This is a genomic window from Kitasatospora sp. NPDC087861, assembly GCF_044742585.1.
Classification (GTDB): Bacteria; Actinomycetota; Actinomycetes; order Streptomycetales; family Streptomycetaceae; genus Kitasatospora.
The window spans coordinates 16077-36605 of the sequence record NZ_JBIUUS010000033.1 but is presented as its reverse complement, the minus strand read 5'-3'; the positions used below and the strand labels follow the sequence as shown (position 1 = coordinate 36605).

Sequence of the window (20529 nt, the reverse complement as noted above, 5' to 3'; positions counted from 1 at the left end):
CTCGTGCGTACCCGTCTGCTCGGGATCCTGATCGCCCTCATGCTCTGCGTCCTGGCCGCCCTCGGGCTGCCGCTCGCGGCGGCGGTCGCGGCGGCCGAGCAGAGCAGGGTGGTCGTCGACCGGCTCGACGACGCCGCCCGCTTCGCCCAGGACCTGCCCACCTCCGGCCCCTCGGTGGTGGAGTCCGCGCTCAAGGGCGACCCGGAGCCCGCCCCCGGCGACGCCAGCCGCCGGCACGCGATCGACGCCGAGGTCCGCCGCTACCACGACCTGTACGGCGTGCGGCTGGGCATCTTCCAGCGCGACGGCCTGCCGATCTCCGCCGCCCCCGCCGACTGGCGGGTGCCCTCCGGCGGCTGGGGCGCGCAGGCCTTCCAGGAGGCGCTGGACGGGCGGCGCAGCCACAACCCGCCGCAGGTCTGGCCGTGGACCGCCGACCGCACCCTCACCGTGGCCACCCCGGTGGTGCGCGACGGCGACGTGGTCGCGGTGGTGCTCAGCGAGTCCCCGACCGGGGCGCTGCGCACCCGGATACTGCACAGCTGGCTGGTGATCGGCGCGGGCGAGGCCGCCGCGATGATCGTCGCGGTGCTGCTGGCCGTCCGGCTCACCGAGTGGGTGCTGCGCCCGATCCGCACCCTCGACCGGGCCACCCACGACATCGCCACCGGCCGGATGGCCGCCCGGGTCGCGCCCGGCGGCGGGCCGCCCGAGCTGCAGCGGCTGGCCCGCTCGTTCAACGAGATGGCCGACCACGTGGTGCTCGCCATGGACCAGCAGAAGGCCTTCGTCGCGGACGCCTCGCACCAGCTGCGCAACCCGCTGGCGGCCCTGCTGCTGCGGGTCGAGGTGCTCGGCCTGGAGCTGCCCGAGGGGCACGAGGAGGAGCTCGGTGGCGTCCGGGAGGAGGGCGCCCGGCTGGCCCGGGTGCTGGACGACCTGCTCGGCCTGGCCACCGCCGAGCACGCCCGCCCCGAACCCGAGCAGACCGACCTCGCCGCGCTCACCCTGGCCCGGGTGGACGCCTGGCGGCCGGTGGCCGAGCAGCGCGGGATCGAGCTGTGCTGGGAGGGCCCGGCGCTCGCCCTCGGCATGGCCGACCCGATCGGCTTCGGCTCCGCCCTGGATGCCGTGGTGGACAACGCGCTCAAGTTCGGCCCGGCCGGCAGCCGGGTGCGGCTGAAGGTCTCGGTGCGCCGGGACGAGGTCGCGGTGACCGTCACGGACGCCGGGCCCGGCCTCGCCGAGGACGAGCTGCCCCGCGCCGGGGACCGGTTCTGGCGCAGCCCGCGGCACCAGAACGTGGACGGCTCCGGGCTGGGCCTGTCGATCGCCCGCACCCTGCTGGCGGCCGGCGGCGGCTCGCTCGGCTTCGCCCCGGTCAAGCCGACCGGGCTCGCGGTGACGCTGGCGGTGCCGCGGCCGGAGCAGCGGTAGCGCCCTGCGGCGTCACCGGGCGGTGGTGGCCCCTTACGGCTTCACCGAGCGGTAGTAGCGCGCCGCGCCCTCGTGCAGCGGGAGCGGGTCGGTGTAGACGGCGGTGCGCAGGTCGACCAGCTGGGCGGCGTGCACCTGGGAGCCGATCTGGTCGCGGCTGTCGATCACCGCCCGGGTCATGCCCTCGACCAGACCCGGGTCCACGTCGTCCCGGGTGATCAGCAGGTTGGGCACGGCCACGGTGGCGACGGCGTCCTTGGGGTCGGCGTTCGGGTAGGTGCCCTTGGGCATGGTGGCCGCCCGGTAGGCGTCGGTGCCGCCGCCCTCCATCTTGTGGAGGGCCCCGGCGAGGTCCCCCAGCGGCACGATCCGGATCCGCACGTGGTCGGACAGGTCGGTGAGGGCGCTGGTCGGCAGGCCGCCGGACCAGAAGAAGGCGTCCAGCTTCTTCTCGCGCAGCTGGTCCGCGGCGTCGCCGACGCCCGCCGACACCGGGACGATGTCGTGGTCCGGGTCCAGGCCGGCCGCGGCCAGCAGCCGCCTGGTCACCAGGTTCACCCCGGACTGCGGCAGGCCCACGCCGACCCGTAGCCCCCTGAGGTCGGCCGTGCTGTGCACCGGGGAGGAGGCCGGGACGATCAGCTGGAGGTAGTCGTCGTACAGCCGCGCGATCGCCCGCAGCCGGTCCTTGCCGGGGCCCTGGTAGTCGGCGACGGCGTCGGCGGTGGCGATCGCGAAGTCGTCCTGGCCACTGGTCACCCGGGCCAGGTTGTCGACCGAGCCCTCGGTGTTGTCCAGGGCCAGCCGCACCCCCGGCATCGCCTTGGCGACGTGGTCCTCCAGCAACTGGCCGTACCGGTCGTAGACGCCGCGCTGCACGCCGGTCGCGAAGCGCGTCTCGCCGCGCGGGTACCCGGGCGAGCGGCCCGCCGACAGCCACCAGCCGCCCAGCCCCGCGACCAGCAGCACCAGGACCAGGACCGCCCGCCACAACGGGCTGCGGGCCGCGGTGCGGACGGCGGCGCCGAGACGGGACGGGGTGGTGGGGGCCATGCAGGGATACTGCCAGGCCGCCCGGCGGAACGGGAGGGGTCGGCGGGAGGAACGGGCCGGGGCCCGGGGGTGAGCGCCCGCGCAACGGCGGGGGAAAAGCGCTTCGCGGCTGCCCGTACCCTGGTCTGGTGAGCGGTGAGAGCGGATTGAAGAGCTACAAGGTCGTCACGTACGGCTGCCAGATGAACGTCCACGACTCCGAGCGGCTGTCCGGCCTGCTGGAGGACGCGGGCTACGTCAAGGCCGGGCAGGACGGCGACCCGGACCTGGTCGTGTTCAACACCTGCGCGGTGCGGGAGAACGCCGACAACAAGCTGTACGGCAACCTCGGGCAGCTGGCGCCGGTCAAGACCCGCCACAAGGGCATGCAGATCGCCGTCGGCGGCTGCCTCGCGCAGAAGGACCGCGACACCATCGTCCGCAAGGCCCCCTGGGTCGACGTGGTGTTCGGCACCCACAACATCGGCCACCTGCCGGCGCTGCTGGAGCGGGCCGCGGTCGAGCGCAAGGCCCAGGTCGAGATCCTGGAGTCGCTGGAGACCTTCCCCTCCACCCTGCCGACCCGCCGCGAGTCCGCGTACGCCGCCTGGGTCGCCATCTCGGTCGGCTGCAACAACACCTGCACCTTCTGCATCGTCCCGGCGCTGCGCGGCAAGGAGGAGGACCGCCGCCCCGGCGACGTCCTCGCCGAGATCGAGGCGCTGGTGGACGAGGGCGTCATCGAGGTGACCCTGCTCGGCCAGAACGTCAACGCCTACGGCTCCGACCTGGGCGACCGCGAGGCCTTCTCCAAGCTGCTGCGCGCCGCCGGCCAGATCGAGGGCCTGGAGCGGATCCGCTTCACCTCGCCGCACCCGCGGGACTTCACCGACGACGTGATCGCCGCGATGGCCGAGACGCCGAACGTGATGCACCAGCTGCACATGCCGCTACAGTCCGGCTCGGACACCGTCCTCAAGGCGATGCGCCGCTCCTACCGCCAGGAGCGCTTCCTCGGGATCATCGGCAAGGTCCGCGCGGCGATGCCGGACGCGGCCATCTCCACCGACATCATCGTGGGCTTCCCCGGCGAGACCGAGGAGGACTTCGAGCAGACGATGCACGTCGTCCGCGAGGCCCGCTTCACCAACGCCTTCACCTTCCAGTACTCCAAGCGCCCCGGCACCCCGGCCGCCGAGATGGAGGACCAGGTGCCGAAGGCCGTCGTGCAGGCCCGCTACGACCGGCTGATCGCCCTCCAGGAGGAGATCTCCTGGGAGGAGAACAAGAAGCAGGTCGGTCGGACCCTGGAGATCCTGGTCGCCGAGGGCGAGGGCAAGAAGGACGACCGGACCGACCGGCTCTCCGGCCGCGCCCCCGACAACCGGCTGGTCCACTTCACCAGGCCGGCCGAGCCGGTGCGCCCGGGCGACATGGTGACCGTGGAGATCACCTACGCCGCCCCGCACCACCTGCTGGCCGAGGGCCCGACGCTCGCGGTGCGCCGCACCCGGGCCGGCGACGCCTGGGAGAAGCGCCAGGCCAAGCCCGTGGCCAAGCCGGCCGGGGTGATGCTCGGCCTGCCGACCGTCGGTGCCCCGGCCGCGCTGCCGCTCGCCGCCCCGGCGGGCGGCTGCTGCGGCGACTGACGGCCCGCTTCGAACGGCGGCCCGGCGGGATCTTCGAGTCCCGCCGGGCCGCCGTCGTTCGCGGTTAGAGTGATCCACATGCTGGTAGCCGCCGCCGTGTGCCCCTGTCCGCCGCTGCTCGTCCCCGAGGTCGCCGCCGGGGCGGCCGCCGAGCTGGACGCGCTGCGGGCCGCCTGCGACGAGGCGCTGGCGGCGCTGGTCGCGGCCGACCCGCAACTGGTCGTGGTGGTCGGCGCCGGTCCGGAGGCCGAGGTGTGGACCGAGGGCGGGGCGGGCTCCTTCCAGCGCTACGGCGTGCCGCTGGTCGCCAAGCTGCCCGGCGGCCGGATCGAGGGGCCGGAGCTGGCGCCCTCGCTGACGGTCGGCGCCTGGCTGCTGGAGCGCGCCGGGGTGACCCTGCCGACGCACGCCTGTGCGGTGCCCGCCGACGCGCCCGCCGACCGGATGCTCGGGCTCGGCCAGGGCCTGGCCCAGCTGGCCGACCGGGTCGCCCTGCTGGTGGTGGGCGACGGCAGCGCCTGCCGCTCGGTGAAGGCGCCCGGCTACCTGGACGAGCGCGCCGAGGGCTTCGACGCCGCGCTGGCCGCCGCCCTGGGCTCCGCCGACCTGCCCGCCCTCGCCGCCCTGGACGCCGCCCTGGCCGCCGAGCTCAAGGCCGAGGGCCGGGCGCCCTGGCAGGTGCTGGCCGGCGCCGCGGAGGGCGCCGGCCTCACCGCGCGGCTCGGCTACCAGGACGCCCCGTACGGGGTCGGGTACCTCGTGGCCTCCTGGAGCTGATCACCGCGGGGGACGTCAGGACTGCGGCCCCTGGCCGTTGCCGCCGGCCGGCCCGTGGTCGCTCGGCTTCGGCTTGTGGGCGAAGTCGTCCACCGCGTCCTTGGCCTTGCTGGCACCGTGCTCGATCTTGTCGCTGTACTTGCCCTTGGTCGCCTTGTCGATCGCGCCGCCGGCCTTGTCCACCACGTGCTCGATCTGCTCGCTGTGCTTGCCCGCGAGCTCACTGGCCTTGTCCTTGAGCTCCCCGGCCTTGCCCTTGAGGTTGTCCATCAGACCCATGGCGATCTCACCCTTTCTTCCCTGTCTCCTGCACAACGCTCGTCACCGCCGAACCGTTCGCAAACCGGCTCCAACTGCGGAAATGTCCGGAAACAGTCATATCGTCGCGCAGTCGGGGCCGACGGGCAGCCCGGTCTCCGGTGCGGCGGCGGTTTTGCGAGACTGGAGCGGTGAGCAGCTCCCGCACCGTCCAGCCCCGCGTCCTCTCGATCGTCGGCGCGACCGCCGCCGGCAAGTCCGATCTGGCCGTCGCCCTCGCCCGCAGCCTCGGCGGCGAGGTGATCAACACCGACTCGATGCAGCTGTACCGGGGCATGGACATCGGCACCGCCAAGCTCACCACGGCCGAACGCGGGGGAGTGCCGCACCACCTGCTGGACGTCTGGGACGTCACCGAGGCCGCCAGCGTCGCCGAGTACCAGCGGCTGGCCCGGGCCGAGATCGACCGGCTGCTCGCCGCCGGGCGCACGCCCGTCCTGGTCGGCGGCTCCGGGCTGTACGTCCGGGCGGCGATCGACGAGATGGAGTTCCCCGGCACCGACCCGGCGGTCCGGGCCCGGCTGGAGGCCGAACTGGAGCAGGACGGCCCGTACGCGCTGCACCGGCGGCTGGCCGAGCTGGACCCGGCGGCCGCCGAGGCGATCCTGACCGGCAACGGGCGGCGGATCGTCCGGGCGCTGGAGGTCATCGAGATCACCGGGCAGCCGTTCACCGCCAACCTGCCGAGCAACACCGCCGTCTACGACGCGGTGCAGATCGGCGTCGCGGTGCCGCGCCCCGAGCTGGACGAGCGGATCACGCTGCGGGTCGACCGGATGTGGCAGGCCGGACTGCTGGACGAGGTGCGCGCGCTGGAGCGGATCGGGCTGCGTGAGGGGCGGACGGCCTCCCGGGCGCTCGGCTACCAGCAGGTGCTGGACCACTTCGCCGGCGAGTGCACCGAGGACGAGGCGCGGGCCGAGACCGTCCGGGCCACCAAGCGCTTCGCCCGCCGCCAGGAGTCCTGGTTCCGTCGCGACGGCCGGATCCACTGGCTGTCCCGCCCGGCCGGCACCGACCCCGTCGAGCTGCTGGAACGCTCCCTCGAACTGATCGACCGTCAGGAGGTTCCGGCCGGGTAGAACGGGTTCCGGCCAATCCGGCGGTGCACCTGCGCGCGCAGGTGGCCGTGCAGGACGAACCGGCGGTCACGGGCCGATCACGTGATGGCCACGGATCACCCGTCGACGCCGGTCAGGCCCGGAACGCCCGTCTGGACATGCCATCATCGAAGCCGTAGGGGTCGGCCGCGCGGGCCGACCGTGCCCGACCGCGAGTCCGCTCGTGTCGAACTGTCAGGGGAGGCCGCGTGTCGACGGGTACCGGCCCCGAATCGGGTCAGGGCGGGAGTGTCACCGCACCGGCCGACGAGTCGACGAGGGGCGACCTGCCCGTGCTGACCGACCTGGACGCGCCCACCTCGTACGCGGTCGCGTTGCCCGCCCTGGACACCCGCACCCCGGCGGGCGCGGTGCACGAGCGGGAGATCCGACCGCTGCGCCGGCTCCGCTGGTGGCAGACCCTGCCGATCGCCCTGCTGGGCACCCTCGGCTCGCTGATGTTCGCCTTCCCGCTCGCCTTCGGCTCGGCCGGGGCGCGCTCCACCATGGTCGGCATGCTCGGGCTGCTGTTCACCGCCGCCTCGGTCGGCTGGGGCGCGATGGCCGCGCGGCACGCCGGGTACAAGTGGCCGGGCCTGCCGCGCCGCGGCTCCGGGCAGCGGGCCGGCTGGAAGGCGATCGTGGTCTACACCCTGATCGCGCTGGCGGCCTGCGCGCTGGCCGTCTGGCGGGTCGCCTACCTGCGCTGATCCGCCCGTCGGACCGACCCGGTGGCGGGCGCGCCGGTTCAGTACCATCGGGAGGGTGAGCGCATCCTCCCCGCAGCCGGTCGGCGTCCCCTTCTTCAAGGGGCACGGCACCCAGAACGACTTCGTCATCGTCCCGGACCCGGACGGCGAGCTGGCGATCGGCCCCGCGGCCGTCGCCGCGCTGTGCGACCGGCGGGCGGGGATCGGCGGGGACGGGCTGCTGCGCGTGGTGCGCTCCGCTGCCGACCCGGCCGCCGCGGACCAGGCCGACCGGGCCGAGTGGTTCATGGACTACCGCAACTCCGACGGCAGCATCGCCGAGATGTGCGGCAACGGCGTGCGGGTCTTCGCCCGCTACCTGGTCGAGGCCGGCCTGGCCGAGCCCGGCGAGCTGGCGATCGCCACCCGCGCCGGGGTGCGGACGGTGCGGGTCGCCGCGGACGCCGCGGACGGCACGCCCGGCGAGGTCACCGTCGACATGGGCCGGGCCCGGCTGCCCGGGCCGGACGGCGTCGAGGTCGCGGTCGGCGCGCGGCGCTGGCCCGCGCTGAACGTCAACATGGGCAACCCGCACGCGGTGGCCTTCGTGGCGAGCCTGGACGACGCCGGGGACCTGTACTCCGCGCCGCTCACCACCCCCGAAGGGGCCTACCCGGAGGGCGTGAACGTCGAGTTCGTGGTGGACCGCGGGCCGCGGCACGTCGCCATGCGGGTGTACGAGCGCGGCTCCGGCGAGACCCGCTCCTGCGGCACCGGCACCTGCGCCGTCGCGGTGGCCGCCATCCGCCGGGACGGCGTCGACCCGGCGGTCACCGGCGAGCCGGCCACCTACACCGTGGACGTGCCGGGCGGCCGACTGGTCATCACCGAGCACCCGGACGGCCGGATCGAGAAGACCGGCCCGGCGGTGATCGTGGCCGCCGGCGAGATCGACGCCCGTTGGTGGGCCGAGCTGACGGGCTGACGGCCCGGTTTGCCCATTTCGTACGGCGGCGAATCCGCCCGTTCGGGTGACGCCTGTCGCGGACGGGAAGCAACGCAACGCGGAACGTGCTCTGCTCGGTAGCATGGACCACCGGGAAGGCGCCCCTCGGCGGGGTGGCGGCCGGTGATCGCTGCCGGAGGTGCGCCGATGACCATCGAAGCCGGGCAGCCCCTGACGGGGCAGCCGACGTCCGCACGGCAAGCCGGGGCCAGGCGGCCCCTGGGGGAGCTCGGCCGGGCCGCGCTCGGCCGGGCCGGGCGGGCCGCCCTGCTGGCCACCGGCCGGCCGCCCGTCCCGGACGCCCTCGAACCGCTGGTCCGGGTCCACCGCGAACACCATCCGCAGGCCGACCTCGGCCTGCTCGCCCGGGCGTACCGGCTCGCCGAGGCCAGCCACCGCGGCCAGAAACGCAAGAGCGGCGAGCCGTACATCACCCATCCGCTGGCCGTCACCATGATCCTGGCCCAACTCGGCGCCGGGACCACCACCTTGGTCGCCTCACTGCTCCACGACACCGTCGAGGACACCGAGTTGACGCTGGATCAGGTCGGCGCCGGGTTCGGTCCCGAAGTCGCCTATCTGGTCGACGGGGTGACGAAGCTGGAGAAGGTCGACTTCGGCGCCGCCGCCGAGGCCGAGACCTTCCGCAAGATGCTGGTCGCCACCGGGGACGACGTCCGGGTGATGGTGATCAAGCTCGCCGACCGGCTGCACAACATGCGCACCATCCGGCACATGAAGCCGGCCAGCCAGGTGCGGATCGCCAAGGTCACCCGGGACGTGCTGATCCCGCTGGCCGAACGGCTCGGCATCCAGGTCCTCAAGGCGGAGCTGGAGGACATCGTCTTCGCCACCCTGCACCCCGAGGAGTACGCCCGCACCCGGGCCCTGATGTCCGGTCACGAGGACCGGCCGGACACTCTGCTGGAACCCTTCGCCCGGCTGCTGGCCCGCCAGCTGGCCGAGACCGGGGTGGCCGCCGAGGTCACCGTCCGGCCCCGGCACTGCGTCTCGCTGCACCGGGTGCTGCTCAAGCGGGCCGCCGCGCCCGGGCGGGACGGGCAGCCGCAGGGGCCGCAGCCGGCCGACTTCGGGCGGCTGCTGGTGGTGGTCGAGGAGAACGCCGACTGCTACGCCGTGCTCGGCGAACTGCACACCTGCTGGACGCCGCTGCCCGGCGAGTTCAAGGACTTCGTCGCCGCTCCCAAGTTCAACCTGTACCAGTCGCTGCACACCGCCGTGGCGTTGACCGGCGGCACGGTCGTCGAGGTGCTGGTGCGCACCCGGCGGATGCACGAGGTCGCCGAGACCGGGGTGGTCGCGCTCGGCGACCCGGAGCCGGCCGGCGCCGTCCAGGACGCCGACGAGCTCGACCGCACCGACCCGGCCCGGCCGGGCTGGCTCAGCCGGCTGCTGGAGTGGCAGCAGGAGACCCCGGACCCGGACGCCTTCTGGTCCGCGCTCACCGCCGACCTGGCCGGCGACCGCGAGATCACCGTCGTGACGGAGTGCGGCGAAACGCTTCAGCTGAGGGCCGGCGCCACCTGCGTGGACGCCGCCTACCTGCTCGGCGAGGAGACCGGCCACCGCTGCATCGGCGCCCGGGTCAACGGCCGGCTCACCGCGCTCTCCACCGTCCTGCAGGACGGCGACCGGCTCGCCGTGCTCACCGAGACGCTGCCGACCGGGAGCGTGCACACCGAGGACGGGCCGCGCGCCGCCGAACCCTCCGGCCCCTCGCCCGAGTGGCTCGCGCACGCCCGGACCCCGGCCGCCCGGCTGGCCATCGAACGCTGGCTCGCCGACCATCCGGCGCGGCTGCCGGTGGTGCGCACCGGCCCCTCCAGCGGCCAGCCCGCCCCGCCCGCGCACCGGGCCACCGAGCGCCGGTCGGCCCCGGTCGCGGTGGCCGGCCGGCCCGGGGCGCCCGTGCGGCTGGCCCGCTGCTGCACGCCCGTCCCGCCGGACGAGGTGGCCGGCTACCCGATCCGTGGCGGCGCCGTCGCCGTGCACCGCACCGGCTGTCCGGCCGGGGAGCGGATGCGCGCGGCCGGGCGCGCGGAGCTGGACGTCCGCTGGCAGCCGGAGGGCGCCCCGGCGGACGGCCACCGGGCGACCCTGCGGGCCGAGGCGCTCAACCGGCCCCGGCTGCTCGCCGACCTCACGGCGGCCATCTCCGCCGAGGGCGTCGGCATCGTCTCGGCCGAGGTCGAGCCGCCACAGGAGCTGCGGGTCCGGCACACCTACACCGTCGAACTGCCCGAGCCGGCCGCGCTGCCCACGCTGATGCGGGCGATGCTCAGGGTCTCCGGGGTGTACGACGTGAGCCGGCCGCAGGCCCCCGAGGGCGGCGGCGCCCGGGAACCCGGGGGAAATGGGGATGACCGGCCCGCGCCGGGCGTGCGACCATCATGGGGAATTCACGGCCGGTCCACGGCGTTCTCAGGGCACAGGAGCCCCGGTGGCGCCCAAGGACCTGAGGGGTAGCTCACCTCGCCCGGACGGTAACCGGGGCGGCAGCTGGGCAGACTCCGGGTGGGACCGTACGTGCGGTCCCCACCGGCCACCCGCACCAGCGACCAAAGGACAGAATGACCTCCACGTCCGACACCCGCGACCACGCCGACGCCCCGCGCCGCCTCGACGGTCTGCGGGCGGAAGCCCTCATGGACGAGGACCTCGCGGCCATCGACGAGGACCTCGGCCACCACTACGACGGCGACCAGTACGACCGCAGCGAGCGCGCCGCCCTGCGCCGGGTCGCCGGCCTCTCCACCGAACTCGAGGACGTCACCGAGGTCGAGTACCGCCAGCTCCGCCTGGAGCGCGTGGTGCTCGTCGGCGTCTGGACCGACGGCACGCTGGAGGAGGCGGAGAACTCGATGGCCGAGCTCGCCGCGCTCGCCGAGACGGCCGGCTCCGAAGTGCTGGACGGGGTGATCCAGCGCCGCGACAAGCCCGACGCCGCCACCTACATCGGCTCCGGCAAGGCGAAGGAACTGCGCGACATCGTCGCCGCGACCGGCGCCGACACCGTGGTCTGCGACGGTGAGCTCACCCCCGGCCAGCTGATCCAGCTGGAGGACGTGGTCAAGGTCAAGGTCGTCGACCGGACGGCCCTGATCCTGGACATCTTCGCCCAGCACGCCAAGTCCCGGGAGGGCAAGGCGCAGGTCTCGCTCGCCCAGATGCAGTACATGCTGCCCCGGCTGCGCGGCTGGGGTCAGTCGCTGTCCCGGCAGATGGGTGGTGGCGGCTCCGGCTCGTCCGGCGGCGGCATGGCCACGCGTGGTCCCGGTGAGACCAAGATCGAGACCGACCGGCGCCGGATCCGCGAGAAGATGGCGAAGCTCCGCAAGGAGATCGTCGAGATGAAGAAGGGCCGCGACACCAAGCGCCAGGAGCGCAAGCGCCACCAGGTGCCGTCGGTGGCCATCGCCGGGTACACCAACGCCGGCAAGTCCTCCCTGCTCAACCGGCTCACCGGTGCCGGCGTGCTGGTGGAGAACGCCCTGTTCGCCACCCTGGACCCGACCGTGCGCCGGGCCCAGACCCCGAGCGGGCGGGTCTACACCCTGGCCGACACCGTCGGCTTCGTCCGGCACCTGCCGCACCACCTGGTCGAGGCGTTCCGCTCGACCATGGAGGAGGTCGCCGACGCGGATCTCATCCTGCACGTGGTCGACGGCTCGCACCCCGAGCCGGAGACGCAGCTGGCCGCCGTCCGCGAGGTCATCGTCTCGGTCGACGCGCAGAACGTGCCGGAGATCGTGGTGATCAACAAGGCGGACGCCGCCGACCCGCACGTGCTGCAGCGCCTGCTGCGCCGCGAGCCGCACGCCATCGTGGTGTCGGCCCGCAGCGGCGCGGGCATCGAGGAGCTGCTGAAGCTCATCGACGACGAGCTGCCGCGCCCGGCGGTCGAGGTGCGGGCCCTGGTGCCCTACACCCAGGGCGGGCTGGTCTCCCGGGTGCACGCCGAGGGTGAGCTGCTCGCCACCGAGCACACCGGCGAGGGCACGCTGGTGCACGCCAAGGTGTCGGCCGAGCTGGCCGCCGAGCTGGAGCGCTACGCGGTGGCGCTGCAGGGCTGAGGCGCCGAGCCGACGAAGGGCCTCCGGACGCGAGTCCGGGGGCCCTTCGTGTGTGCGGCGGTGGGGCTTCGCGGGCCCGGGCTACTTCACGTTCTTGGCGAAGTAGTCGAAGGCCTGCTTCGCCTGGTCCTGCAGCGAGGGGCCGGCCAGGTGCGCGGACGGGGTGCGGTTGCCGATCGCGGTGACGCTGATCAGGTTGGGCTTGCCGTCCTTGGTGATGAACCAGCCGCCGCCGCTGGAGCCGCCGGTCATGCTGCAGCCGAGCACGTACATCGGCGGGCGGGTCCGGTCGAAGGAGAGCCTGGCCGGCGGGACCGGGGAGTCGCAGCGGTCGAGCTCCAGGCCGTCGAACGGCCGCTCGGCCGGGTATCCGTAGGAGGCGGCCGAGGTGATCTGGTCGCGCGGGGCGTTGAACCAGACCGGCACCGATCCGCCCACCGCCTCCTCCAGCGAGGTGCCGGAGCCGCCCTCGCCGCGCACCCGGATGATCCCGTAGTCGTACTGGTGGTGGGCGCCGACGCCGCTCTCCTTGAGCCAGGTCGGCGACACCAGCGCGCGCACCGCCGTCCACCGGCCGTACGGGGCGGCCTGCTGCTCGGTGAACGGCCGGCCGCGGACCGCCTGGCCGTCCCGGTTGAAGCCGGGTACGAAGACGATGTTCTTCAGCCAGTTGCCGCCCTTGCCGTCGTGCAGGCAGTGCGCGGCGGTGTAGACGAGGTTGCTGCGGCCCGGGTTGACCGGGTCGGAGACCACCGTGCCGGAACAGGCCGCGTCGCCCTGGGGCGTGGTGACGAAGAGCCGGCCGACCACGGCGCCGGCCGGGCCGTACGGGTGCGGCTGCGGCGTGGCCGCGACGGCGGCCGGCGGGGTGGCCGACCGGTCGTCGCCCGGCGCGGCGGTGAGCGGGTACTCCGGGGTGGGCCGGCCCTTGGCGGCCGCCATCCGGGCGGTCGACCAGAAACCCGGGGCCACCTCGTTGGCGAAGCCGCTGTCGGCGACGAACCGGCCCCAGTCCTCCAGCTTCCAGCCCGCCAGGTCGCCCAGGCTGGTGGGGGCCGGCCTGGGAAGGGCCGGCGGCGGGGCGGCCTCGGCGGCGCCGGAGCCGTCCGGCCCGCAGGCGGTCGCGGCGAGGGCGAGCACGACGAGCACCGCGGCGCCGACCGGTGCGGGTCGGCGCCGCGGTCCGCGGCCGGTGTGCTTCGGCATGGTGCATCGTCCCCCGGGGGCGGCCTCCGCCGCCCGTACGGCTGGGGCCGGACAGGCCTCAGCGCTACGGCTTCCTGGAGATCCAGTCCAGCGCCTGCTTGGCGACCTCCTCCAGGTACGGGCCGCTCAGCGAGGTGTGGTCCTGGGTGCCGATGGAGGTGTTGCTGACCAGGGCGGTCTTCCCGTCCGGCATGGTGGCGAACCAGCCGCCGCCGCTGGCGCCCTGGGTCATGGTGCAGCCGATGGTGAGCATCGACGGGCGCTTCGGGTCGAACGACAGCCGGGTCGGCCTGCCGCCCTCGCACTTGTACAACTCCTGGCCGTCGAACGGCTTGTAGAGCGGGTAGCCGACCGCCGCGACGGACACCTTGTCGCGCGGCGCGTCGAACCAGACCGGGACGGCCGAACCGACCGTCTCCTCCAGCGACTTGCCGGTGTCGTTCTGGTTGTGCACCCGCATGACGGCGAAGTCGTACTGGTTCGCGGCGTCACCGCTGCCGCCGCCCTCGACCATCCACTGCGGTGAGGTGGTGACCAGGTCGGCCCACCAGGTGCCCAGCGGGGCCAGTTCGGACAGCGGGGCCTTCTTGCCACCGCTGGAGGCGCCCGAGTTGTTGTAGGCGGGCACGAAGACCAGGTCCTTGTAGAAGTCGCCGCCCTTGCCCGAGTGCACGCAGTGGCCCGCCGTCCAGACCAGGTTGCTCTTGCCCGGGTGCTGCGGGTCGGTGATCACCGTCGCGGAGCAGTTGCCCCGGCCGCCCTGGGCACTGAAGAACACCTTCCCGGACGGCTGCTTGGTGTACGGGCGGGGCACCGGCACCGCCTTGACCGCCGGCGGATCGGGGTCGGTCACACCGTCGTCGGTGGCCGGTTTGGCGGTGGGCGGGGCCGGCTCGGCGGGCTTGGAATCGCCCATCTTGTCCGGGTTCCAGAAGTCCTTCACCACCGGGTTGTTGAAGACGTGCTTGGACGCCCAGGAGTCCCAGTCCTCGAACTTCCACTTCTTCAGGTCGTCCCAGCTCTTCGGCAGGCCCTCCAGCAGGCTGGTCGGGATGCCCGACGGGAGGGTGATCCCGCCGATCACGCCGCCGCTGCCCGCGGCGGTGCTGGTCGGGCTCGCGGAGGCGGGTGGCGGCGCGGCGGTGCCGCTCCCACCGCCCGCCGGGCCGTCCGGCCCGCAGGCGCTCGCCGCGAGCAGCGTCCCCGTGACGAGGGCGACGGCCATGGCTGACCGGTGGATCGATGGCATCTGTGCGCTTCCCCCTGGGCTCGGTCGGGTTGTCGTGCGGCGGCTCGCCGCTGTGGAGTCTTCCACCGGTCACCAGGACGGCGACGGCCGCCCCCCGGGTTCCGGCCCTGACCGGAGGTCACCGATCCGTGACGTGGCCGCAGTCGGCCCGTCGGCCCAGCAGGGCGGTCCGCCCCGGTGGAGCACAATCCCCGATCTTCACCTGGACGAGTGAGCCGACCTTGTGATCACCCGTCGGGGATAGGTAACCCTTACCTGACGCGATGGTGCGAGCGCCCGCCGAATCCCCTCCACCACCCGTGCGCGTCCGCACCCCCACGCGCCCCAAGGAGCAGCCTTGAGCACCGCCCTCACCGGAGCCCCGCCCGACCCGCTGCTGCCCGCGGACCGGTCGGCCGAGCCCGACCAGCTGCTGCACCCGGACCCCGCCGTCGCCGCCGAACAGGCCGCGCTGGAAGCCCTGCTGCGCTGCTGGACGCGCGAGACCGGCGCCCGTCCCGGCCCCGACGGCCGGCTGCGGATCGCCGTCCTCGGCGGCGCCGCCCGGCTCTCCGCCCCCGTTCGCTACTGGTCGCCCGCCGGCTGGCACCGGTTCGGCCCCGCCGTCCTCTCGGCCGGCGAGGGCACCGCCGACGCCCCCGTGGACGCCGTCACCACGGCCGCGCTGCTCGCCGCCGCGGCCGCCGACCGCCCCGACCCCGGGCAGGTCGCCGACCTCGCCGCCCGGGTCGCCGACTCCGTCGTCCGCACCGCCGACATCCTCGCCCACCGCCGCACCGCCGCCCCCTCCGGCGGCCCGGAGCGCTCGCACTTCCTCGCCGCCGAGCAGTCCCTGCTGCTCGGCCACCCGCTGCACCCCACCCCGAAGAGCCGCGACGGCCTCGGCCCGGCCCAGAGCGCCGCCTACTCGCCCGAACTGCACGGCTCCTTCCAACTCCACTGGTACGCGGTGTGCCGCGACCTGCTCGCCGCCGGCTCCGCCCTCGCCGAGAGCGCCGACCGGATCACCGCCGGCCTGCTCGGCGGCCACGCGGCCCTGCCGCCCGGCACCGCCGCGCTGCCCCTGCACCCCTGGCAGGCCCGCGAACTCGCCCACCGCCCGGCCGTCGCCGCCCTGCTCGCCGACGGGCTGCTGCACGACCTCGGCCCGGCCGGCGAACCCTGGCACCCCACCTCCTCGGTGCGCACCGTCTACCGGCCCGGCACCCCGTGGATGCTCAAGCTCTCGCTCGGCCTGCGGATCACCAACTCCCGCCGGGAGAACCTGCGCAAGGAACTCCACCGCGGCCTGGAGGTGCACCGGTTGCTGGAGAGCGGCCTGGCCGCCGAGTGGCGGGCCGCCCACCCCGGCTTCGACATCGTGCGCGACCCGGCCTGGATCGGCGTCGACCACCCCGGCCTCGGCGACCCGGGGGGCCTGGACACCGTGCTGCGCGCCCAGCCCTTCGCCCCCGCCGACCGCGCGCTGTGCGTCGCCGGGCTCGTCGCCGAACAGCCGCTCGGCACCGGCGACGCCGTCCCGTCCCGGCTCGGCGACACCCTGCGGGCGCTCGCCGCGCGCTGCGGCCGCCCGCTTCGGACCGTCGCCGCCGAATGGTTCCTGCGCTACCTGGACGCCGTCGTGCTGCCCGTCCTGTGGCTGGACGGCCGGGCCGGCATCGCCCTGGAGGCCCACCAGCAGAACAGCCTCGTCCTGCTCGACGCCGACGGCTGGCCCAGCGGCGGCCGCTACCGCGACAACCAGGGCTACTACTACCGGGAGGGCGCAGCCGACCGGCTCACCGCGCGGCTGCCCGGGCTCGGCGCGCACAGCGACACCTTCCTGCCGGACGAGGTGATCGACCACCACTTCGCGTACTACCTCGGCATCAACCACGTCCTCGGCCTGGTCGGCGCCTTCGGCAGCCAGGGGCTCGCCGACGAGGCCGTCCTGCTGGCCGGGCTGCGCCGGTTCCTGGCCGGCCCGCGGGCCGCCGCCACCGGCTCGGCGCTGCCCGCGCTGCTGCTCGACGCGCCCACCCTGCCCTGCAAGGCCAACCTGCTCACCCGGATCAACGGACTGGACGAACTGGTCGGTCCGGTCGCCACCCAGTCCGTCTACGTGGACATCCCCAACCCGCTGGCGGGCGCATGAGCATGCTCGACGACCTGCCGGGGTGGGGCGCGATCCCCACCCCGGTCGGCGAGTTCCGGCTCCGCCCGGTCCGGCTGCCCGCCGACCTGGACCTGCTCGCCGGGTGGATGAACGACCCCGAGATCGCCGCGTTCTGGGAGCTCGCCGGTCCGCCCGACGTCACCGAACAGCACCTCCGGGCCCAACTCGACGGCGACGGCCGCAGCGTGCCCTGCCTCGGCCTGCTCGACGGGGCCCCGATGAGCTACTGGGAGGTCTACCGCGCCGACCTCGACCCGCTCGCCCGGCACTACCCGGCCCGCCCGCACGACACCGGCGTCCACCTGCTGCTCGGCCCCGCCGAGAGCCGCGGCCGGGGCCTCGGCGCCGTCCTGCTGGCTGCCCTCGCCGAGCGGATCCTGTGGCGACGCCCGTGCTGCGAGCGGGTCGTCGCCGAACCGGACGTCCGCAACCGGCGCTCCGTCCGGGCCTTCGAACGGGCCGGATTCCGGTCGGACGCCGAACTCGACCTGCCCGACAAGCGCGCCGCCCTGATGATCCGCGCCCGGCTCCCCCTCCCCGCCTAGGACACCCTCGTGGACACCCCCGCACCCCAGCCGCCGTACGACCTGCTCGGCGTCGGCATCGGCCCCTTCAACCTCTCGCTCGCCGCGCTCGCCGACCCCGTCCCCGGCCTGCGCACGCTCTTCTGCGACCAGCGCCCGGAGTTCCGCTGGCACCCCGGCATGCTGGTGGACGGGGCCCGGATGCAGGTGCCGTTCCTGGCCGACCTGGTCTCCCTCGTCGACCCGACCAACCCGTGGTCCTTCCTCAACTACCTGCGCGAGCAGGACCGGCTCTTCCCGTTCTACTTCGCCGAGCGCTTCCAACTGCCCCGCCGCGAGTACGACCACTACTGCCGCTGGGCCGCCGAACGGCTCGACAGCTGCCGCTTCGGCACCGAGGTCACCGCCCTGCACTGGGTCGCCGGCTCGGGAGGGGGCGGCCTGTTCCGGGCCGAGTTGACCGACACCGCGACCGGGCGCCGGACCGAGGTGCAGGCCCGCAACCTCGCCCTCGGCGTCGGCACCCGGCCCGTCCTGCCCGAGGCCTTCACCGCCCTCGACGGCCACCCGCACGCCTTCCACTCCGCCGACTACCTGGACCGCCGCGACGACCTCGCCGGCGCCCGCGACATCACCGTGATCGGCAGTGGGCAGTCCGGCGCCGAGGTCTTCCTCGACCTGCTCCGGCGCCACGCGGGCGACGGCGTCCGGCTGCGCTGGCTCACCCGGACCAGGGCGCTCGCACCCATGGAGTACTCCAAGCTCGGCCTGGAGCACTTCACCCCCGACTACACCCGCTACTTCCACAGCCTGCCCGAACCCGTCCGGGACGCCCTGGTCAGCGCCCAGTGGCAGCTGCACAAGGCCGCCAGCGCCGAGACCCTCGCCGAGATCCACGACCACCTCTACGAGCGCACCATCGGCGCCCCGATCGACACCGCCCCGGTCGAGATCACCCCCGGCACCGCCGTCACCGAGGCCCGTCCCGGCCCCTGCGGCGGCCTCGAACTGCGCTGCCGGCACGCCGACTCCGGCGCCGAACACCTCCTGCGCACCGACGCCGTGGTGCTCGCCACCGGCTACCGGGCCGCCCGCCCGGCCGCGCTCGAACCGCTGGCCCGGCTGATCGACTGGGACCGGGACGGGCGCTACCGGGTCGACCTCGACCACCGGGTCGCCACCCGGCCCGAACTCACCGGCGGCCTCTACGTCCAGAACGCCGAACTGCACACCCACGGCGTAGGCACCCCCGACCTGGGCCTCGGCGCCCACCGGGCCGCCGTGATCCTCAACGCCGTCACCGGCCGGACCGTCCACCGGCTGCCCACCCGCACCGCCTGGACCGGCTTCGCGCCGCCCGGGGCCGCCCCCGTCGTCGGGCGCACGCCCGCCGCCGAGCGTCCCCCTACCGAGCACGCCCCCACCGAGAGCACCCCCGTCGTCCCCCGCCCCCAGGAGCTGACCCGTGCCGCAACCGCCGGCCGCTGAACCGCCGTTGTACCTGCCCCCGCACCTGACCGCCGGGCACTGGCGGCGGGCCGGCCGGGCCCTGCTGGCCAAGATGCTCGGCGAGTTCGCCTACGAGGAACTGCTCACCCCGGTCCGCGGCGCCGCCGACGGCGAGTACCTGCTCTGGCTGCCCGAGGCCGAGTACCGCTTCACCGCCCGCCGCGGCGCGTACGGAAGCTGGCAGGTCGACCCGGCGTCGGTCCGCTGCTCCGACCCGGACGGCCTCGACCCGCTGCGCTTCCTCCCGCACGCCCGGCACGCCCTCGGACTGCGCGGCGAGACCACCGGCCACCTGATCCGCGAACTCACCGCCACCCTGACCGCCGACGCGCACCAGCTCGCCACCGCGCTCACCGCCGCCGAACTCGCCGACCTCGACCACCCCGCCCTGGAGGGCCGCCAGAACGGCCACCCCTGGATCGTCCCCAACAAGGGCCGGATCGGCTTCTCCGCCGCCGACGCCGCCCGCTGGACCCCGGAGGCCCGCACCCCGCGCCCGCTGCCCTGGATCGCCGTCCACCGCCGGCTCGCCGAGTACCGCGGCGTACCCGGCCTGGAGCGGCCCGAGCAGCTCTACGCCCGCGAACTCGACGACCCGGACGCGCTGCGCGCCGCCCTCGGCCCGGCCGCCGCCGACTACCTGCTGCTGCCCGTCCACCCCTGGCAGTGGGACGAGACGGTCGTCCCGCTGTTCGCGCCCTGGATCGCCTCCGGCGAGATCGTCCCGCTGCCCTCCGACGGCGACCCACGGCTGCCCCAGCAGTCCATCCGCTCCTTCTTCAACACCGCCCACCCCGAGCGCTGCACCGTCAAACTGCCGCTGTCCATCCTCAACACCCTGGTCTGGCGCGGCCTGCCCACCGAACGCACCCTCGCCGCGCCCGCCGTCACCGCCTGGATCCACGGCCTGCGCGACGCCGACCCGTACCTGCGCGAGGAGTGCCGGGTGATCCTGCTCGGCGAGATCGCCTCCGTCACCGTCGACCACCCGCTCTACCGCGAGCTGCCCGAGGCGCCCTACCAGTACAAGGAACTCCTCGGCGCGATCTGGCGCGAACCGCTCGGCCCCTGCCTGACCGGCGGCGAACGCGCCCGCACCCTGGCCGCCCTGCTGCAGACCGGCTCCGACGGCCGGGCCCTCGCCGCCGAACTGATCGCCCGCTCCGGCCTCACCCCCGCCGCGTGGACCGGCCGGCTGTTCGGCGCCATGCTGCCGCCGCTGCTGCACTTCCTCTACCGGTACGGGCTGGTCTTCTCCCCGCACGGCGAGAACGCCATCGTCGTCTTCGACGAGCACGACGCCCCCGCCCGGCTCGCGGTCAAGGACTTCGTCGACGACGTCAACCTCAGCGACCAGGACCTGCCCGAACTGCGCGGCCTGCCCGCCGAGGTCGACGACGTGCTGCTGCGGGACGGCCCGCAGGAGCTCTGCCAGTTCATCCACTCCGGGCTGTTCATCGGCGTCTTCCGCTTCCTCGCCCCGCTGCTGGAGGCGCAGACCGGGCTGCCCGAGGCCGAGTTCTGGGCCCTGCTGCGCGCCGAGATCCACCGTTACCAGGACCGCTTCCCCGGGCTGCGCGAGCGCTTCGAGCTGTTCGACCTGTTCCGGCCCCGGATCGACCGGCTCTGCCTCAACCGCAACCGGCTGCTGCTCGACGGCTACCAGGACCGCCCGCACCGCCCGCACGCCGCCCGGTACGGGACCGTCCCGAACGCCCTGGTGACCCTGGAGGCGGATCTTCCCGGGCGACGGAGCCGGATTGTCACCCCTGCCCCGTAGGCTG

General features: G+C 74.5%; 16 protein-coding genes. 12 read left to right on the top strand and 4 right to left on the bottom strand.

Annotated features, from left to right (window positions below; translation table 11 throughout):
* The first annotated feature begins 3 nt into the window (after positions 1–3).
* Positions 4–1437, top strand: coding sequence for a sensor histidine kinase (locus tag ACIOJE_RS32880; RefSeq protein ID WP_400781235.1), 1434 nt, complete (start codon positions 4–6; stop codon positions 1435–1437).
* 33 nt (positions 1438–1470) lie between these two features.
* Here ACIOJE_RS32880 and ACIOJE_RS32875 read toward each other — a convergent pair whose 3' ends face one another.
* Complete coding sequence (locus ACIOJE_RS32875) at positions 1471–2490, bottom strand: TAXI family TRAP transporter solute-binding subunit (RefSeq protein ID WP_280685737.1); 1020 nt, start codon at positions 2488–2490, stop codon at positions 1471–1473.
* A gap of 128 nt (positions 2491–2618) precedes the next feature.
* Between ACIOJE_RS32875 and miaB the strand changes: the two genes are divergently transcribed.
* The gene (gene miaB, locus ACIOJE_RS32870) at positions 2619–4118 is read left to right on the top strand and encodes a tRNA (N6-isopentenyl adenosine(37)-C2)-methylthiotransferase MiaB (protein ID WP_280685738.1); all 1500 of its coding nucleotides are present in this window, start codon (positions 2619–2621) and stop codon (positions 4116–4118) included.
* 78 nt (positions 4119–4196) lie between these two features.
* Positions 4197–4895 (top strand): class III extradiol dioxygenase subunit B-like domain-containing protein, encoded by a 699-nt coding sequence (locus tag ACIOJE_RS32865; RefSeq protein WP_280685739.1) that lies wholly within the window; start codon positions 4197–4199, stop codon positions 4893–4895.
* A 15-nt stretch (positions 4896–4910) separates the two neighbouring features.
* Here ACIOJE_RS32865 and ACIOJE_RS32860 read toward each other — a convergent pair whose 3' ends face one another.
* A complete protein-coding gene (locus tag ACIOJE_RS32860) occupies positions 4911–5174 on the bottom strand; it encodes an antitoxin (protein WP_400781231.1) in 264 nt (87 codons plus the stop codon).
* Positions 5175–5344: 170 nt separating this feature from the next.
* On the opposite strand from ACIOJE_RS32860, the gene miaA reads away from it, so the two are divergent.
* The 5 genes from miaA (at position 5345) to hflX (ending at position 12102) form a co-directional block, all read left to right on the top strand.
* Complete coding sequence (gene miaA / locus ACIOJE_RS32855; RefSeq protein ID WP_280685741.1) at positions 5345–6295, top strand: tRNA (adenosine(37)-N6)-dimethylallyltransferase MiaA; 951 nt, start codon at positions 5345–5347, stop codon at positions 6293–6295.
* Positions 6296–6522: 227 nt separating this feature from the next.
* On the top strand, positions 6523–7023 hold the full coding sequence (locus ACIOJE_RS32850) for a hypothetical protein (RefSeq protein WP_280685742.1): 501 nt from the start codon (positions 6523–6525) through the stop codon (positions 7021–7023).
* Between the two features lie 55 nt (positions 7024–7078).
* Positions 7079–7987, top strand: a complete 909-nt coding sequence (dapF, locus tag ACIOJE_RS32845) for a diaminopimelate epimerase (RefSeq protein WP_400781228.1) — start codon at positions 7079–7081, stop codon at positions 7985–7987.
* Between the two features lie 168 nt (positions 7988–8155).
* Positions 8156–10495, top strand: coding sequence for a bifunctional (p)ppGpp synthetase/guanosine-3',5'-bis(diphosphate) 3'-pyrophosphohydrolase (locus tag ACIOJE_RS32840; protein WP_280685744.1), 2340 nt, complete (start codon positions 8156–8158; stop codon positions 10493–10495).
* Between the two features lie 104 nt (positions 10496–10599).
* A complete protein-coding gene (gene hflX, locus ACIOJE_RS32835) occupies positions 10600–12102 on the top strand; it encodes a GTPase HflX (protein ID WP_280685745.1) in 1503 nt (500 codons plus the stop codon).
* Positions 12103–12183: 81 nt separating this feature from the next.
* Here hflX and ACIOJE_RS32830 read toward each other — a convergent pair whose 3' ends face one another.
* Complete coding sequence (locus tag ACIOJE_RS32830; RefSeq protein ID WP_400781225.1) at positions 12184–13308, bottom strand: trypsin-like serine peptidase; 1125 nt, start codon at positions 13306–13308, stop codon at positions 12184–12186.
* Positions 13309–13372: 64 nt separating this feature from the next.
* Positions 13373–14557, bottom strand: coding sequence for a serine protease (locus ACIOJE_RS32825; protein ID WP_280685747.1), 1185 nt, complete (start codon positions 14555–14557; stop codon positions 13373–13375).
* A gap of 283 nt (positions 14558–14840) precedes the next feature.
* Between ACIOJE_RS32825 and ACIOJE_RS32820 the strand changes: the two genes are divergently transcribed.
* Genes ACIOJE_RS32820 through ACIOJE_RS32805 form a run of 4 tightly spaced genes read left to right on the top strand, consistent with a single transcriptional unit; the run spans position 14841 to position 20525 of the window.
* Positions 14841–16691 (top strand): IucA/IucC family protein, encoded by a 1851-nt coding sequence (locus ACIOJE_RS32820; protein WP_400781273.1) that lies wholly within the window; start codon positions 14841–14843, stop codon positions 16689–16691.
* Positions 16688–17257, top strand: a complete 570-nt coding sequence (locus ACIOJE_RS32815; RefSeq protein WP_400781221.1) for a GNAT family N-acetyltransferase — start codon at positions 16688–16690, stop codon at positions 17255–17257. Before ACIOJE_RS32820 ends, ACIOJE_RS32815 begins: the two co-directional genes overlap by 4 nt.
* A 9-nt stretch (positions 17258–17266) precedes the next feature.
* Complete coding sequence (locus ACIOJE_RS32810; protein WP_280685750.1) at positions 17267–18724, top strand: lysine N(6)-hydroxylase/L-ornithine N(5)-oxygenase family protein; 1458 nt, start codon at positions 17267–17269, stop codon at positions 18722–18724.
* Positions 18702–20525, top strand: coding sequence for an IucA/IucC family protein (locus tag ACIOJE_RS32805; RefSeq protein WP_400781218.1), 1824 nt, complete (start codon positions 18702–18704; stop codon positions 20523–20525). The genes ACIOJE_RS32810 and ACIOJE_RS32805 overlap by 23 nt, the downstream gene beginning before the upstream one ends.
* The last annotated feature ends 4 nt before the right edge of the window (positions 20526–20529 follow it).